Source organism: Klebsiella michiganensis (genome assembly GCF_002925905.1).
Classification (GTDB): domain Bacteria; phylum Pseudomonadota; class Gammaproteobacteria; order Enterobacterales; family Enterobacteriaceae; genus Klebsiella; species Klebsiella michiganensis.
This window is the reverse complement of sequence record NZ_PRDB01000002.1, coordinates 713,986-729,048: the sequence shown is the minus strand read 5'-3', so window position 1 is coordinate 729,048 and position 15,063 is coordinate 713,986. Positions and strand designations below refer to the sequence as shown.

Here is a 15,063-nt window from a genome sequence, read left to right as displayed (position 1 = left end):
GGTGAGCCTGTAGCCCGGCTAAGCGCAGCGCGAGCCGGGGAAAAGTCGGGCAGGGGCTAACTATGCCAGCCGGCAGGCGTCGGCTTCCCAGCGGTACCCTACGCCGTAAACGGCGCGGATAAACGATTGCTCGGCGTCCAGCGACTCCAGCTTACGCCGCAGGTTTTTGATATGGCTATCGATCGTTCGGTCGGTCACCACCCGGTAATCATCGTACAGATGATTCAGCAGCTGTTCGCGCGAGAAGACTTTACCCGGTTCCTGGGAGAGGGTTTTCAGCAGGCGGAACTCGGCGGGCGTAAGGTCCAGCAGCTTGTCGCGCCAGGAAGCCTGAAAACGACCTTCGTCGACAATCAGCGGGCTTTCCGCATCCAGCGCCTGCAGATCGCGCTGCGGTTTGCAGCGGCGAAGAATGGTCTTGACCCTGGCCACCACCTCACGCGGGCTGTAGGGCTTGCAGATATAGTCATCGGCGCCGATTTCTAACCCCAGCAGGCGGTCGATCTCCTCGATTTTGGCGGTGACCATGACCACCGGAACCTCAGAGAAACGGCGGATTTCCCGGCACAGGGTGAGCCCGTCGGTGCCGGGTAGCATCAGATCCAGCAGGATTAGGTGCGGCGGCGTCTGGCGAACGTACGGCAGAACCCGATCGCCGTGATCAATCAGCGTCGGGGCATAGCCCGCCGCCTGAAGATAATCGATCAGCAGCTGACCCAGCTTGGGCTCATCTTCCACGATAAGAATGCGTGGCGTGTTTTCATCAACAGGTAATTCAGTCATACGTCTCTCGATAAATTACGTTCCAGAGGTAGTTCTACTTTAATGCTAACCCCGCCCAAAGGCGAATGGCCGGCACGCAAAGTGCCGCCGTGGGCCGCGACAATGTTAAGGCAAATCGCCAGCCCTAAACCAGAGCCGCCGCTGGCACGATTGCGCGACCCCTCAGTACGATAAAAACGCTCAACCAACCGCTCCAGCTGTTCATCGGTGACGCCGGGGGCGCTATCGGCAAAATCGAGAACCAGCATATCCCCGCTCTGGCTGGCGTTAATCTGCAGGCCGCCGCCGCTATCGGTATAGCGCAGGCTGTTTTCCAGCAGGTTATTAAACAGCTGCATCAGGCGATCCCGGTCGCCGAAAATCGTCGCGCTTTCCGGCAGCGAAACGCCGATCGACAGCCCGCGGCTGGCGAAGCGCTCGCGAAACGCGCCGGCGGCGACCTCCAGCAGATTGATGATATTCACCGGGGTTTTCCGGTAGGAGAGGGCGCCTTCATCGGACATCGACAGCTGGTGTAAGTCATCGACCAGTTTGGTGAGGGTGGCGACTTCCGCCTGCAGGGAGGCGATGGAGTCCGGGGTAAATTTGCGGATCCCATCCTGAATCGCCTCCAGCTCGCCGCGCAGCACCGCCAGCGGCGTGCGTAGCTCGTGGGAAATATCGGCCATCAGGTCCCGGCGCATCTGCTGGTTGCGTTCCAGGGTGCTGGCCAACTGGTTAAAATCTTTGGCCAGACGCCCCAGCTCATCGCTGCTGGTGGCGGCGACGCGGGTGGAGAAATCGCCGGCCGCCAAACGGTGCGTCCCCTCAACCAGGCGTTTAACCGGCGCGAGCAGACCGCGCGCCAGCGGGAAGGTGGCCAGCGCCGCCAGCAGCGTGGCGAGGGCGACAATCAGCCAGCTGGTACGTTTCTGCTGGCGGTCAAAGTTGATATCGGTGTTGCGCGTCAGGCGTTCAACCGGCGAGGCGATGACCGCGCCAACCTCGACGCCGTCGACCATAATACTGCGCCGGGTACCGTCCTTCGGCACGCGTTCGCGCGGGCCCACCAGTACGCGTCCTTTTTGATCGACCACCCAGAACATCGTGCGCCAGCCGTGCGGAGGCATATCGGGGCCGGGACCGCGGTCGCCACGATCGCCGCGTGGACCGTCGAGCGGCCGGTCCGGCGCGGCGTCCGGCGGCATCTCTTCCGGGCCGGGGCCACCGTGCGGCTCATCCATCGGACCGCGGCTCATACCGCGGCCCGGCGGCGAGCGGTCATCGTTGTCGCGTTCAAAGGTTTTCAGCAGCTGGAAAATAAAGCGGTCGTTGTTGCGCAGAAACGTCCAGCTGCCGTGCTGGGCATACTGCTCGCTCAGGGCATCGCCGAGCATGGTCAGGCGCTGTTCGTTGCCGCGCTTGATATAGTCAATAAAGCCGCGTTCAAAGCTGATACGCACCGCCCAGTGCATGCTGATCAGCAGCACGATGCAGGTGGCGAGGATCGCGATAAACAGCTTGCCGGTAATGCCGGGACGCCAGAACTTCAAGACTCACTCCTTTTACGGCGACGAATCACGGTATTGGTCGTGGTGTCGTCCGGTACGCGGGAAAAAATCAGCGCCGGCAGCGCGATAATCACCGCCATGCTTAAGTAGGTATAGAGAAAGACCTGATGAGCGATCGCCGCATCGGCGCTGATATGCTGCTGACCGTAGAGACCGAGCAGCATACCGGCGATAGTGACGCCGATACTCATCGACAGCTGCATGACCATCGACAGCAGGCTATTGCCGCTGCTGGCCAGATCGTCGGGCAGATCTTTCAGGGTCAGCGTATTCATTGAAGAAAAGCGGCTGGCGTTGATCATCCCCTGCAGGAACAGCACCACCGGCAGCAGCCAGTACCAGCCAGCGAGGGCGACGGCCATGAACAGCAGACTGACCAGCGCGAGGCCGATAGTTGAGGTCACCAGCACCCGACGGTAGCCGAAGCGGTTGACCACCTGGACCACAATGCGCTTCATTCCCATGCTGCCGAGCACCATCGGGATCATCATCAGCCCGGCGTGGAACGGCGTAAAGCCGAGGCCGATCTGTAAAAACACCGGCGTCATAAATGGCAGCATGCCGCTGCCGATACGCCCGGCGAAGCTGCCGCCAAGGCCGAGAGAAAAGGTGCGGTTGGTAAACAGCTTCAGGCTAAACAGCGCGTTGCGGTTGCCGCGCGCGTGCCACAGATAGCACAGCATTGACCCCGCGCCGATGGCCACCAGCGCAGTCAGCCACAGGGGGGAGAGCCCGAGTCCTTTTTTACCGTCGAGCGCCAGGGTCAGCGTCGCCATGCCGGCGGCCAGCAGAATAAAGCCGAAGATATCAAAGCGCCGGGTTTGCAGAGTGTAGTTGGGCATCAGGCACAGCGTGGCGATGGCGCCGACGATGCCGACCGGAATGTTGATCAGGAAGATCCAGTGCCAGGAGGCGTACTCCACCAGCATCCCGCCGAGCGCCGGGCCGAGTAGCGGACCCACCTGGCCGGGCAGGGTGACGAAGGTCATCGCCGCCATATATTGACTGCGCGGGACGATTTTCATCACCGTCAGGCGGCCAACCGGCACCATCATCGCGCCGCCGACGCCCTGCAGCACGCGGGCGAGTATCAGCTGATCGAGCGTGGCGGCCTGCGCGCAGAACAGGGAGCCGGCGGTAAACAGCACGATGGCGCTAAAAAAGATATTCCGCACCCCGACCCGGTCCGCCAGCCAGCCGCTGGCGGGCAGCATCACCGCCACCGTTAGCACATAGGAGACGATAACCATATGCATATGCAGCGGGCTCTCCCCGAGGCTCTGCGCCATGGAGGGGAGGGCGGTGTTAACGATAGTGGTATCCAGCGCCTGCATAAAAAAGCCGAAGGCCACTATCCACAGCTGCCAGCGCACGCTGGAGGGAAGATCTGTCATGTTATTCGCTTACCGGTTGAGGGACTTTTCGCGAAAAACGCAGCCGCAGACGGTCGAAGAACAGATAGACCACCGGCGTGGTGTACAGGGTCAACAGCTGACTCATCACCAGGCCGCCGACAATGGTAATCCCCAGCGGCTGGCGCAGTTCGGAGCCGTCGCCGCCGGAGATAACCAGCGGCAGCGCGCCGAACAGCGCCGCCAGGGTGGTCATTATTATCGGCCGGAAGCGCAGCAGACAGGCCTGGAAGATCGCCTCTTCCGGCGGCAGGTTGCCGTTGCGCTGCGCCTCAAGGGCGAAATCGACCATCATGATGGCGTTTTTCTTCACGATGCCAATTAATAGCATAATTCCGATAAGCGCGATTAGGCTGAACGGGGCATCGAAAAGCTCCAGCGCCAGCAGCGCGCCGACGCCCGCGGACGGAATGGTCGACAGAATGGTCAGCGGATGAACGTAGCTCTCATAGAGGATCCCCAGCACAATATAGACCGTGGCGATGGCCGCCAGTATCAGGAGCACCTGCGAGTTCATGGTTTGCTGGAACACCTGCGCGGTCCCGGCGAACGACCCGCGGACGCTGGACGGCACGCCAATCTGGGTCATCGCCCGGTTGATGGCATCGCTGGCTTCCGACAGCGACTTGCCGGTAGGCAAGTTAAAGGAGATGGTCGATGCCGCCGACAGCCCCTGGTGGTTCACCGACAGCGGCGCGTTGGCCGGCTGCCATTTAGCGAAATAGGCAAGCGGAATCGGCTTGTCTTCGCTGTTGATCACAAACATCTTATCGAGGGCGCTGACGTCCTGGGTGTAGGCCGGGTCGACCTGCATCACCACTTTATACTGGTTCAGCGGCTGGTAGATGGTGGAGATCTGCCGTTGGCCGAAGGCGTTGTTCAGCAGATTGTTGGCGTCCTGCACGCTGATGCCGAGCCGCGACATGGTATCGCGATCGTAGATCAGGTCCATCTCCGCGCCGTTATTCTGACTGTCGGAGTTAACGTCCGCCAGCTCCGGCAGCGCCGCCAGCGTTTTGCGGATTTTCGGCTCCCATTCCCGCAGCGCCGCGAGGTCGTCCGACAGCAGCGTATACTGGTAGCTGGCGTTGGCCTGACGGCCGCCGACGCGGATATCCTGTACCGCCATCAGGAACAGGTTGGCCCCCGGCTCCTTCGCCAGCTTTTTGCGCAGCCGATCGATAATCTGTTGCGCCGTCTCATGGCGCTCATCGCGCGGCTTCAGGGTGATAAACATCATCCCGCTGTTGACCCGCGAGCCGCCGGTAAAACCGGTGACGTTGTCTACCGCCGGATCTTCACGAATGATCTTCATAAAGTCCTCCAGCTTGCCGCGCATCGCCTGGAACGAGATGCTCTGGTCCGCCTGGATACCGCCCATCAGCACCCCGGTGTCCTGCTCGGGGAAGAAGGTTTTGGGTATCGAGATATAGAGCCAGACGCTTAGCGCGATGGTGCCGAGCAGCACCAGGCCGGTTAAGCGGCTGTGCTTCAGCACCCACTTCAGCGACTTACCGTAACCGCCCTGAATCGCCACCAGCAGGCGGCCAAAACCACGCTTGCGCGTCGGCTCGTGGGGCTTGCCGCTTTTCAGCAGCCAGCCGCACATCATCGGCGTCAGGGTCAGGGAGACCGCCAGCGAGATGCCGATCGCCACCGACAAAGTGACGGCGAACTCGCGCAGCAGCCTTCCCGGCAGGCCGCCCATCAGCAGCAGCGGCAGGAACACCGCCACCAGCGACAGGCTCATCGACAGCACGGTAAAACCGACTTCCCGGCTCCCCTGCAGCGCGGCCTGCAGCGGCTTCATGCCGGCTTCGAGATGACGGGAAATATTCTCCAGCACCACGATGGCGTCATCGACCACGAAGCCGGTGGCGATAGTCAGCGCCATCAGCGACAGGTTATTGAGGCTGAAGCCGCACAGGTACATGGCGGCGAAGGTGCCGATCAGCGATACCGGAACGGCCACCGCCGGGATCAGCGTCGCGCGGCCCGAGCGCAGGAACAGGAAGACCACGAGGATGACCAGCGCCACCGAAATCACCAGCGTTTGCTCCACTTCCTCCAGCGAGGCTCGGATGGTCGGCGAACGGTCCTGGGCGATTTGCAGATCGACAGAGGCCGGGATGGTGCGCTGCAGCTCCGGCAGGCGGGCGCGAATGCTGTCCACCGTCTCAATGATATTGGCTTCCGGCAGCTTGCGGATCATCAGCAAAATCGCCGGTTTGGCGTTGGTCATCCCGGCGTTGCGCACGTCCTGTACCGAGTCGGTGACGTTGGCGACGTCGCCGAGCCGCACCGCCGCGCCGTTATTGTAGTGTACGATCAGCGGCTGGTATTCGGCGGCGGTCTTCAGCTCGTCGTTGGTCGCTACCTGCCAGCGGTGGGTCGCGTCCTCCAGCGCTCCCTGCGGTCTACGCACGTTGGCGTTGCTGATGGCGGTGCGCACCGCGTCCAGCGACACGCCCTGGTTAAACAGCGCCTGCGGGTTGAGGTCGACGCGTACCGCGGGCAGCGAACTGCCGCCGACGTCCACGTCGCCGACGCCGTCAATCTGGGCAATGGTCTGCGCCAGCTGGGTAGAGGCGAAGTCGTACAGCTCACCCTGGGACCAGGTATCCGAGGTGAGGGTGAGGATCATGATCGGCGCGTCGGACGGGTTGGCTTTGCGGTAGGTCGGACGGCTCGGCATCCCGCTCGGCAGCAGGCTTTGCGCGGCGTTAATCGCCGCCTGCACGTCGCGGGCCGCGCCGTTGATGTCGCGGTCAAAGTTGAACTCGAGAATGATTCGCGTACTGCCGAGCGAGCTGGAGGAGGTCATCTCATTGACCCCGGCAATCCGCCCCAAAGAGCGCTCCAGCGGCGTCGCCACCGAAGAGGCCATGGTCTCCGGCGACGCGCCGGGCAGCGAGGCGCTGATCATGATCACCGGGAAATCCACCTGCGGCAGCGGCGCCACCGGCAGCAGGCGGAAGCCGAGGATGCCGCACAGGGTAATGGCGAGCGAAAGCAGAATCGTCGCCACCGGACGGTAAATGAAGAGGGCGAAAAACTTCACCTACGCCTCCTCCTCACGCCGCGGGAAGCGGCTCTTCATATACAGCGACAGCCGGTCGAACAGCAGATAGATAACCGGAGTCGTGAACAGCGTCAGCACCTGGCTGAGCATCAGACCGCCGACCATGCCAATCCCCAGCGGACGCCGCAGCTCCGCGCCGACGCCGGTACTGAGCATCAGCGGCAGCGCGCCGAGCAGGGCGGCGAGGGTGGTCATCAGGATCGGGCGGAAGCGCAGCAGGCAGGCCTGGTAGATTGCCTCGCGCGGCGGCATACCCTGTTCGCGTTCGGCGGCCAGCGCGAAGTCGATCATCATGATGGCGTTTTTCTTGACGATGCCGATCAGCAGAATGATGCCGATAATGGCGATAACGTCCAGCTCGCTCCCGGCCAGCCATAGCGCCAGCAGCGCGCCGACGCCCGCCGTCGGCAGGGTGGAGAGAATGGTGATCGGGTGAATAAAGCTCTCATACAGCACGCCGAGGACGATATACATCGCCACCACCGCGGCAACCACCAGCCAGACGGTGCTGCCGAGCGCCGACTGGAAAGCCAGAGAGCTGCCCTGGAACTGGGTACGGATATCGCTCGGGAATTCCAGCGCCTGCTCGGCGCTAAGAATCGCATCGACCGCATCGCCCAGCGAATAGTTGTCCGGCACGTTAAACGAGATGGTGGTGACCGGGAACTGATCGAGGTGGTTAATCGACAGCGGAGCAAAGCGCTGTTCGACTTTGGCGATCGTGGTGAGCGGCACGATCCCGCCGTCTCTGCTGGTGAGGCGGATATTGTCCAGCGCCGCCAGCCCCGGCGTGGCCTGGGTATCATGCTCCAGCACTACGCGGTACTGGTTCGCCTGGGTATAGATGGTGGAAATCAGACGCTGCCCAAAGGCGTTATACAGGGCGTTATCGACGTCCGCCATGCTGATGCCGAGACGGCTGGCGCTATCGCGATCAACGTTGATATACGCCGCCAGGCCCTTATCCTGCCAGTCGCTGCTGACGTCGGAGAGCTGCGGCAGCGCCTGCAGCCGGGCCAGCAGCTGCGGGACCCAGTTGCTGAGCGCGTCCAGCGAGTTGGCCTGCAGGGTGAACTGGTACTGGGTGCGGCTGACGGTGGTGTCAATGGTCAGATCCTGGGTCGGCTGGAGGTAAAGCTCAATCCCGGGAATGCCGCTCACCGCGTTCTGCAGGCGGCCAATCACCGTCTGCACCCGATCGTCGCGTTCATCGAGCGGCTTAAGGTTGATTTGCAGGCGGGCGCTGTTCAGCGCCGGGTTGGTGCCGTCGACGCCGACGTAGGAGGTCAGGCTTTCCACCGCCGGATCTTGAAGTATTGCCGCCGACACCTGCTGCTGGCGCTCGGCCATATTGGCGAACGACGCCGACTGCGGCGCCTGCAGCGTACCCTGAATAATGCCGTTGTCCTGAATCGGGAAAAAGCCCTTCGGAATAAACACCCACAGCATAATCGACAGCACCAGGGTACCGAGGGCCACGCTCAGGGTCAGCCACGGATGATTCAGCACCCGGCTCAGCCAGCGGCCATAGACGGCGATCACCCGCTCAAAAAAGCGTTCGCTGGCGCGTGAGAAGCGATTCTGCTTGCGCAGCGATTCATGGCTGAGCATGCGGGCGCACATCATCGGCGTCAGGGTCAGCGACACCACCGCGGAAATCAGGATCGCCACCGCCAGAGTAATGGCGAACTCGCGGAACAGACGGCCCACGATATCGCCCATAAACAGCAGCGGGATCAGCACCGCAATCAGCGAGAAGGTCAGCGAGATAATGGTAAAGCCAATCTCTCCGGCCCCTTTCAGGGCGGCGGCCAGCGGCTTTTCGCCTTTCTCGATATAGCGCGAGATGTTTTCAATCACCACGATGGCGTCATCGACCACAAAACCGGTGGCGATGGTCAGGGCCATCAGCGTCAGGTTGTTAATCGAAAAATCAAGAAACACCATCACCGCAAAGGTGCCGACCAGCGATAGCGGTACGGCGATGCCGGGAATAATCGTCGCCGGGACGTTGCGCAGAAAGACGTAGATAATCATCACCACCAGGGCGATGGCCAGCATCAGCTCGAACTGGGTGTCGCTGACCGAGGCGCGGATATTGGTGGTACGGTCGGAAAGTACCTGCACTTTAACCGATTTCGGCAGGCTTTCGGTGAGCTGCGGCAGCATCTGGCGGATGCTGTCGGCGGTCGAGATAATGTTGGCCCCCGGCTGGCGCTGGACGTTCATGACGATCGCCCGCTGATTGTTCGCCCATGCCCCAAGCCAGCTGTTTTCCGCGCCCTGTTCCACGGTGGCGACGTCGCCGAGGCGAATCGGCGCGCCGTTTTGCCAGGCGATAATCAGCCGGCGGTAATCTTCCGCCGACTGCATCTGATCGTTGGCGGAGAGGGTGACCGCCCGCGACGGGCCGTCAAGACTCCCCTTCGCCGAGTTGACGTTGGCGCTGGTTATCGCGGTGCGCACCGTTTCGCTGGTCAGCCCGAGGGCGGCGATGGCCTGGGCGTTGAGCTTGACGCGTACCGCCGGGCGCTGGCCGCCCGCGAGGGTGACAAGCCCGACGCCGGAAACCTGGGAGATTTTCTGCGCCACGCGGGTCTCGACCATATCCTCTACCTGGGTCATCGGCACGGCGGAAGAGGTGACCGCGAGGGTCATAATCGGTGGATCGGCGGGGTTAACTTTGCTGTAGACCGGCGGGTTAGGCAGGTCCGAAGGCAGCAGGTTGGTGGCGGCGTTGATGGCCGCCTGCACTTCCTGCTCCGCGACGTCCAGCGGCAGCGTGAGCTGGAACTGGAGCGTCACCACCGACGCGCCGCCGGAGCTCTGGGAGGACATCTGCTTGAGGCCGGACATCTGGCCAAACTGGCGCTCCAGCGGGGCGGTCACCGACGAGGTCATCACGTCCGGGCTGGCGCCGGGATAGAGGGTTACCACCTGAATGGTCGGGTAGTCCACTTCCGGCAGCGCCGAAACCGGCAGGAAACGATAGCCGATAATCCCGGCCAGCATAATGGCCACCATTAACAGCGTGGTGGCGACCGGGCGCATGATAAACAGACGGGAAGGGCCACCCGTGCTGCTCGGCGGTAACACTTGCATCAGGAGCGCGCTCCTTTTTTACCGTACTCGCGGCTGGTGGCTTTTTCCGGCTCGGCGGCGGTAGCCGCATCCTGGGCTTCGACGACCTCAACTTTTGCGCCTTCGGTCAGACGATCGATCCCGTCGGTTACGACGCGATCGCCGGCGGAAAGCCCGGCGTTAATCACCACTTTCAGACTGTCCTGAATACCCGGCGTGACGGTGTGCTTGCTGACCTTGTTCTCATCGTTCAGTACCCAGACGAAATGGCCTTCGTTACCCATTTGCAGCGCGGCGGTTGGGATCACCACTGCGTTCTGCTCGGTATCGACCAGCATACGGGCGTTGACGAACTGATTCGGGAACAGGGCATCGTCCTGGTTAGTAAAGCGCGCTTTCAGCTTGATGGTACCGGTGGTGACGTCAATCTGATTATCGAGGCTCAGCAGTGAACCTTCGCTGATTTTCTGTTTATTGGTGCGGTCCCAGGCTTCGACGACCAGCTTTTTCCCCGCCTTTTGCGCCTGTACTACGGTGGCGATTTGGTTTTCCGGCAGCGTAAAGACCACGTCGATAGGGTGAGTTTGCGTTAGCACCACGATCCCGGTGGTATCTCCGCTGGCGATCTGGTTGCCGATATCCACCTGCTTTAAGCCGACCCGGCCGTCGATCGGCGCGGTAATGCGGCTCCAGTTGAGCTGCAGCTGGGCGCTGGCGACGGCGGCTTCGTCCGCTTTGATCGTACCCTGGGTTTCGCTGACCAGCGACTGCTGGGTGTCCAGCTCCTGCCGGGAAACCAGATTGGTTTTGACCAGCTGCTGGTAGCGCGCCAGATCGCGACGGGCGTTGGCCAGGGTGGCCCGATCTTTCGCCAGCTGGCCTTCGGCCTGGGCGAGGGCCACTTTAAACTGGCTGGGATCGATTTCCGCGAGCAGGTCGCCCGCCTTGACCTGCTGGCCTTCGGTAAAGTGGATGGCCAGCAGTTGGCCGTCGACGCGGCTGCGGACGGTGACGGTATTCGCCGCCGTCACGGTGCCGAGGCCGGAAAGGTAGCGCGGTACCGCTTCGCTGGTGGCGGTGGCCGCCTGTACCGGCGCGAGGGCGGCGCCAAAACGACCGGGGCGTCCGCCTCCGGGCCCCTGCTGGCGCGCGCCTGTTGCCGTCGGCGCGCCGCTGTTTGCCGCTTCGCGACCCTGCCAGAACCAGTACGCGGCGCCCGCGACGATCGCGACCACCAGCACCGCAGCCCAACGGCTTTTATTGCTACCTTTCATTAATTTGCTATCTCATCCTGAAACGTTTCACGGAATGATACTAGTTTAGCCAGCGAACGCCGCTTAAAAATGGAGGAATTATGAAAAGACTGTCCAGATATGTCTGTAAAAAACGCTTTTCGCAGAGCCGGTTACGATGAATAGTTAGGCGTAAAATTCGCTTAACGATTTTGCTTAGCCGGGAGATGACTCCGGTTAGTTATTGCCCGTCATCCGCTGATTCTTAAGGGTCACAGCGGAATACGTCGAATCTGAACTGATATACAGCGTGAATAAGCGGCCCGGGGAAGTGATTCAGCCTGATTGGCGGCGGCATCTGATTAATAATCAAATTCACTCACCGTTTTGCCTTAACAATGCGACCACTACCAGAGGGTTCTTTATGCATTTTACCCAGGCTATCGCCCGTCTCCCGGCCGCCACCTGCGGCGCAGGACAAACTACCGCCCGGCTGGGCGCGCCGGATATCGCCGCCACCACCCGCCAGTTTCTCGCCTATGTAGAAACCCTGCTGCAGCTTGGCCTGAAGGTCACGGTGCTGCCCGCGGCGGCGGATTATCCTGATGCGCACTTTGTTGAAGATACCGCGGTGGTGATGCCGGAACTGGCGGTGATTACCCATCCGGGCGCGCCGAGCCGTCAGGGCGAGGTCGATACCATTGCGCCGGTGCTGGCGGGGTTCCGTCCGCTGGCGCGGATGAGCGAGCGCGGGCATATGGACGGTGGCGACGTGCTGTTAGTGGATAAGCAGTTTTTTATCGGCCTGACGGCGCGCACCGATGAGCAGGGGATCCGCGAGTTTGCCGCCGCCGTTGAGCCACACGGCTATCAGGTCGCGGCGATTGAAGTGAGCGCCGGTCTGCATCTGAAATCGATCGTCAACTATGTGGGCCGCAATACGCTGCTGCTGACGGAAGGCTACGTTAACCATCCGGCTTTTAGCGGCTTCAACAGCATCGTGATCCCGGAAGAGGAGGCCTACGCCGGAAATACCCTGTGGATCAACGATACCTTAATTACGCCGCAGGGCTATCCCCATACCCTCGGTGAAATCAGCAAGCTGGGAATGCCTATCGTGCAGCTCGACACCAGCGAATTTAAGAAAATGGATGGCGGCCTGACCTGCCTCTCACTGCGTTTTTAATCATCGCGCCAACACCGGGGAGATCGAAATGAAAATACGCCTTGCCGCATTACTGGCCTGTATGGCGCTCAGCGCGCCGCTGGCCGCCCAGCAGTTTGACACCATCAGCTTTGGCGTCGATGGCGGCTATCCGCCGTTTGACGTGCTGGCGCCCAGCGGTGAAATTACCGGCTTTGATATTGATATCGCCAATGCGCTGTGCACCCAGCTAAAAGCCAAATGCGTTTTCGTGAAGCAGCCGTTCGAAAGCATGATCGCCGCCCTCAACGCGCATAAGTTCGATGCCATTATCGCTTCGCTCAATATTACCGATGAGCGTAAAAAGGAAGTGGATTTCACCGACCGCTACTACCGCAGCGCGGCGCAGCTGGTGGCGCGCAAAGGCAGCCCGCTGTTGCCGGATGCCGGCAGCCTGAAAGGCAAAACCGTCGGCGTCCAGACCGGCTCCACCCATGAAGCGTTTGCGAAGGCCAACTGGGCCAACCACGGCGTGAAAATTGTCGGTTACGCTAACCAGGATAACGTCTATCTCGACCTGCTCTCCGGGCGCATCGACGCTGCATTGCAGGATAATATCCAGGCGGCGACCGGCTTTATCGATACGCCGCGCGGGCAGAAATTCGCCTTTGCCGGCCCGGTTATCCAGGATGGCGGGATCTCCTCGGACGTCGGGATTGCGGTCAATAAAGACAATCCGGCGCTACGCGATGCGCTGAACGGGGCCATTAAGGCAATCCGCGCCGACGGGACCTATGACGCGATCCAGAAAAAATACTTTAGCTTTGATATTTATGGCAAATAAGTTGTAAAGGCGCGGGCGATGGCCTGCGCCCCTTTACGACCTCCGCGGAAGGCTGAATATGGTCGCAGACTATTTACCCCTGTTGTTACGCGGCGCGGCGCTTTCGCTGTGCGTGATGCTCTCTTCATTACTGGTCGCTCTGCTGCTGGGGCTGATTAACTCGCTGATTAAGCTCTTCGGCCCGCCGTGGCTGCGCCTGTTTTCCACCGCCTACACCACGCTGGTACGCGGGATCCCGGAGCTGGTAATTATGCTGCTGCTGTTTTTCGGCGGCGAGATGCTGGTTAACCTGCTGCTGGGTCTGGTGGGGTTGGGGCCGGTACGCTTCAATACTTTTATCTCCGGCGTGCTGGCGATTGGTTTTGTTTTCGGCGCCTATTACACCGAGACTTTTCGCGGCGCCTTTCTGACTGTCGATCGCGGGCAAACCGAAGCCGCGCAGGCCTACGGGATGCGACCCTGGACGGTGTTCCGCCGGGTGATGCTGCCGCAGATGCTGAGCTTCGCGATCCCGGGCATCAACAACAACTGGCTGGGGCTGATGAAAGCGTCGGCGCTGGTGTCGATCCTGGGCCTCGAGGATATGGTCTGGCTGGCCGAACAGGCCGGGCGCGCCACGCAAAAGCCGTTCCTCTTCTACTTTCTGGTCTCGCTGATTTACATGGTGATTACCGCGCTCTCCAGCTGGCTGTTCAGCCGCCTGGCAAAGCGTTACGCGCTGCGCTCTTCCACGGCGGGGGCGGCCTTATGAATCTGCAAACCTTTATCGATGCGATCCCGAGCTTTTTGTGGAGCGACGGCAACGGCGCCGCCAGCGGGCTGGCGGTAACGGCGGAGCTGTTTTTACTCTCCATCGTTCCCGGGATGGCGCTGGCGATAGCGATGGCGGTGGGGCAGGTGTACGGCCCGCGCGGGCTGGCGCTACCCATTCGCGCGTTTACATATTTTTTTCGCAGCACGCCGCTCTATCTCCAGCTGATGCTGATTTACTACGGCCTGTCGCAGTTCGATATCGTACAGACGGGCTGGATGAACGACCAGCCGTTCTGGCTGCTGTTTCGCGATGCGACCTTCTGCGCCACCCTGGCGCTGGTGCTCAACACTGCCGCGTACGTCGCGGAGCTGCTGGCGGGGATGATGGTGACTTTCCCTCGCCAGGAGTGGGTCGCCGGAGAAGCCTACGGGATGGGGAAATGGCAGATTATTCGCCGTCTGGTTCTGCCCGCGACCTTGAGGCGCGGGATCCCGGCGCTGAATAATGAAATGGTCTTTTTGCTGCACGCCACGTCGCTGGCCAGTACCGTGACCCTGCTGGATATTACCGGCGTGGCCCGCGCGTTCTACGCCATGACCTATTCGCCGTTTATTCCGTTTCTGATGGCCGCGGCGCTGTATCTGCTCTGCACCTTTTTGCTGATTTTCACCTTCGCGCGCGCCGAGCGGCGCTGGCTGGCGTTTATCCGTCGCGGCTAGTCAGGAGCGCTTAATGGCCTGCAGTTCGGTGAGGGTGACGATTTTATCAACGTGAAACTTTTTACTGGTCAGCCAGCTATCCGCCAGCTGGCAGTAGTGCGCCATGCTGCGGCAGCCGATACGCACCAGAAAGTCGAAGCTGCCGCTGACCAGCCAGCAGTCCAGCACTTCGGGCGTCTGGCGCATCTCCTGTTCAAACACCGGCTGCGATCGCCCGTGGTCGGCCAGCGCGATTTGCGCCTGCACCACAAACGCGTGCTCCGGCTCGGGCAGTTCTACAATGGCGCTATAGCCGCGAATAATGCCGTCGCGCTCGAGGCTGCGCACCCGTTCCAGGCACGGACGGGCGGTAAGGTTTACCTGCTCCGAGAGCTTTTGATAAGAAATGCGGCCATCCCGGCGCAGGATTTCAAGGATCTTGTGATCGATACGGTCAAGCCGGATTTTCTTTTCCACAACCAG

The 15,063-nt window shown here is 61.3% G+C and carries 11 protein-coding genes; 4 read left to right on the top strand and 7 right to left on the bottom strand.

Annotated elements, in window-relative coordinates:
- Window positions 1-60 precede the first annotated feature (60 nt).
- The 6 genes from baeR to CDA56_RS10490 are packed head-to-tail and all read right to left on the bottom strand — an operon-like array spanning window position 61 to window position 11,182.
- Window positions 61-783: an envelope stress response regulator BaeR gene (baeR, locus tag CDA56_RS10515; RefSeq protein ID WP_004852549.1), complete on the bottom strand. Its 723-nt coding sequence runs from the start codon at window positions 781-783 to the stop codon at window positions 61-63.
- The gene (gene baeS / locus CDA56_RS10510; RefSeq protein WP_009654018.1) at window positions 780-2,315 is read right to left on the bottom strand and encodes an envelope stress sensor histidine kinase BaeS; all 1,536 of its coding nucleotides are present in this window, start codon (window positions 2,313-2,315) and stop codon (window positions 780-782) included. The genes baeR and baeS overlap by 4 nt, the downstream gene beginning before the upstream one ends.
- A complete protein-coding gene (gene mdtD, locus CDA56_RS10505) occupies window positions 2,312-3,727 on the bottom strand; it encodes an MFS transporter (protein WP_004852546.1) in 1,416 nt (471 codons plus the stop codon). Before mdtD ends, baeS begins: the two co-directional genes overlap by 4 nt.
- A gap of 1 nt (window position 3,728) precedes the next feature.
- On the bottom strand, window positions 3,729-6,806 hold the full coding sequence (gene mdtC, locus CDA56_RS10500; protein WP_104011350.1) for a multidrug efflux RND transporter permease subunit MdtC: 3,078 nt from the start codon (window positions 6,804-6,806) through the stop codon (window positions 3,729-3,731).
- Window positions 6,807-9,929 (bottom strand): MdtB/MuxB family multidrug efflux RND transporter permease subunit, encoded by a 3,123-nt coding sequence (locus CDA56_RS10495; RefSeq protein ID WP_004852541.1) that lies wholly within the window; start codon window positions 9,927-9,929, stop codon window positions 6,807-6,809.
- The gene (locus CDA56_RS10490) at window positions 9,929-11,182 is read right to left on the bottom strand and encodes an MdtA/MuxA family multidrug efflux RND transporter periplasmic adaptor subunit (protein WP_086531187.1); all 1,254 of its coding nucleotides are present in this window, start codon (window positions 11,180-11,182) and stop codon (window positions 9,929-9,931) included. The genes CDA56_RS10495 and CDA56_RS10490 overlap by 1 nt, the downstream gene beginning before the upstream one ends.
- 382 nt (window positions 11,183-11,564) lie before the next feature.
- Between CDA56_RS10490 and CDA56_RS10485 the strand changes: the two genes are divergently transcribed.
- Genes CDA56_RS10485 through CDA56_RS10470 form a run of 4 tightly spaced genes read left to right on the top strand, consistent with a single transcriptional unit; the run spans window position 11,565 to window position 14,601 of the window.
- Window positions 11,565-12,326: a dimethylarginine dimethylaminohydrolase family protein gene (locus tag CDA56_RS10485; RefSeq protein ID WP_009653947.1), complete on the top strand. Its 762-nt coding sequence runs from the start codon at window positions 11,565-11,567 to the stop codon at window positions 12,324-12,326.
- A gap of 28 nt (window positions 12,327-12,354) precedes the next feature.
- Complete coding sequence (locus CDA56_RS10480) at window positions 12,355-13,128, top strand: ABC transporter substrate-binding protein (RefSeq protein WP_049074035.1); 774 nt, start codon at window positions 12,355-12,357, stop codon at window positions 13,126-13,128.
- 58 nt (window positions 13,129-13,186) lie between these two features.
- The gene (locus tag CDA56_RS10475; protein WP_004852534.1) at window positions 13,187-13,879 is read left to right on the top strand and encodes an ABC transporter permease; all 693 of its coding nucleotides are present in this window, start codon (window positions 13,187-13,189) and stop codon (window positions 13,877-13,879) included.
- The gene (locus CDA56_RS10470; protein WP_004122607.1) at window positions 13,876-14,601 is read left to right on the top strand and encodes an ABC transporter permease; all 726 of its coding nucleotides are present in this window, start codon (window positions 13,876-13,878) and stop codon (window positions 14,599-14,601) included. Before CDA56_RS10475 ends, CDA56_RS10470 begins: the two co-directional genes overlap by 4 nt.
- Here CDA56_RS10470 and CDA56_RS10465 read toward each other — a convergent pair whose 3' ends face one another.
- On the bottom strand, window positions 14,602-15,057 hold the full coding sequence (locus CDA56_RS10465; RefSeq protein WP_004122605.1) for an Lrp/AsnC family transcriptional regulator: 456 nt from the start codon (window positions 15,055-15,057) through the stop codon (window positions 14,602-14,604).
- Window positions 15,058-15,063 lie beyond the last annotated feature (6 nt).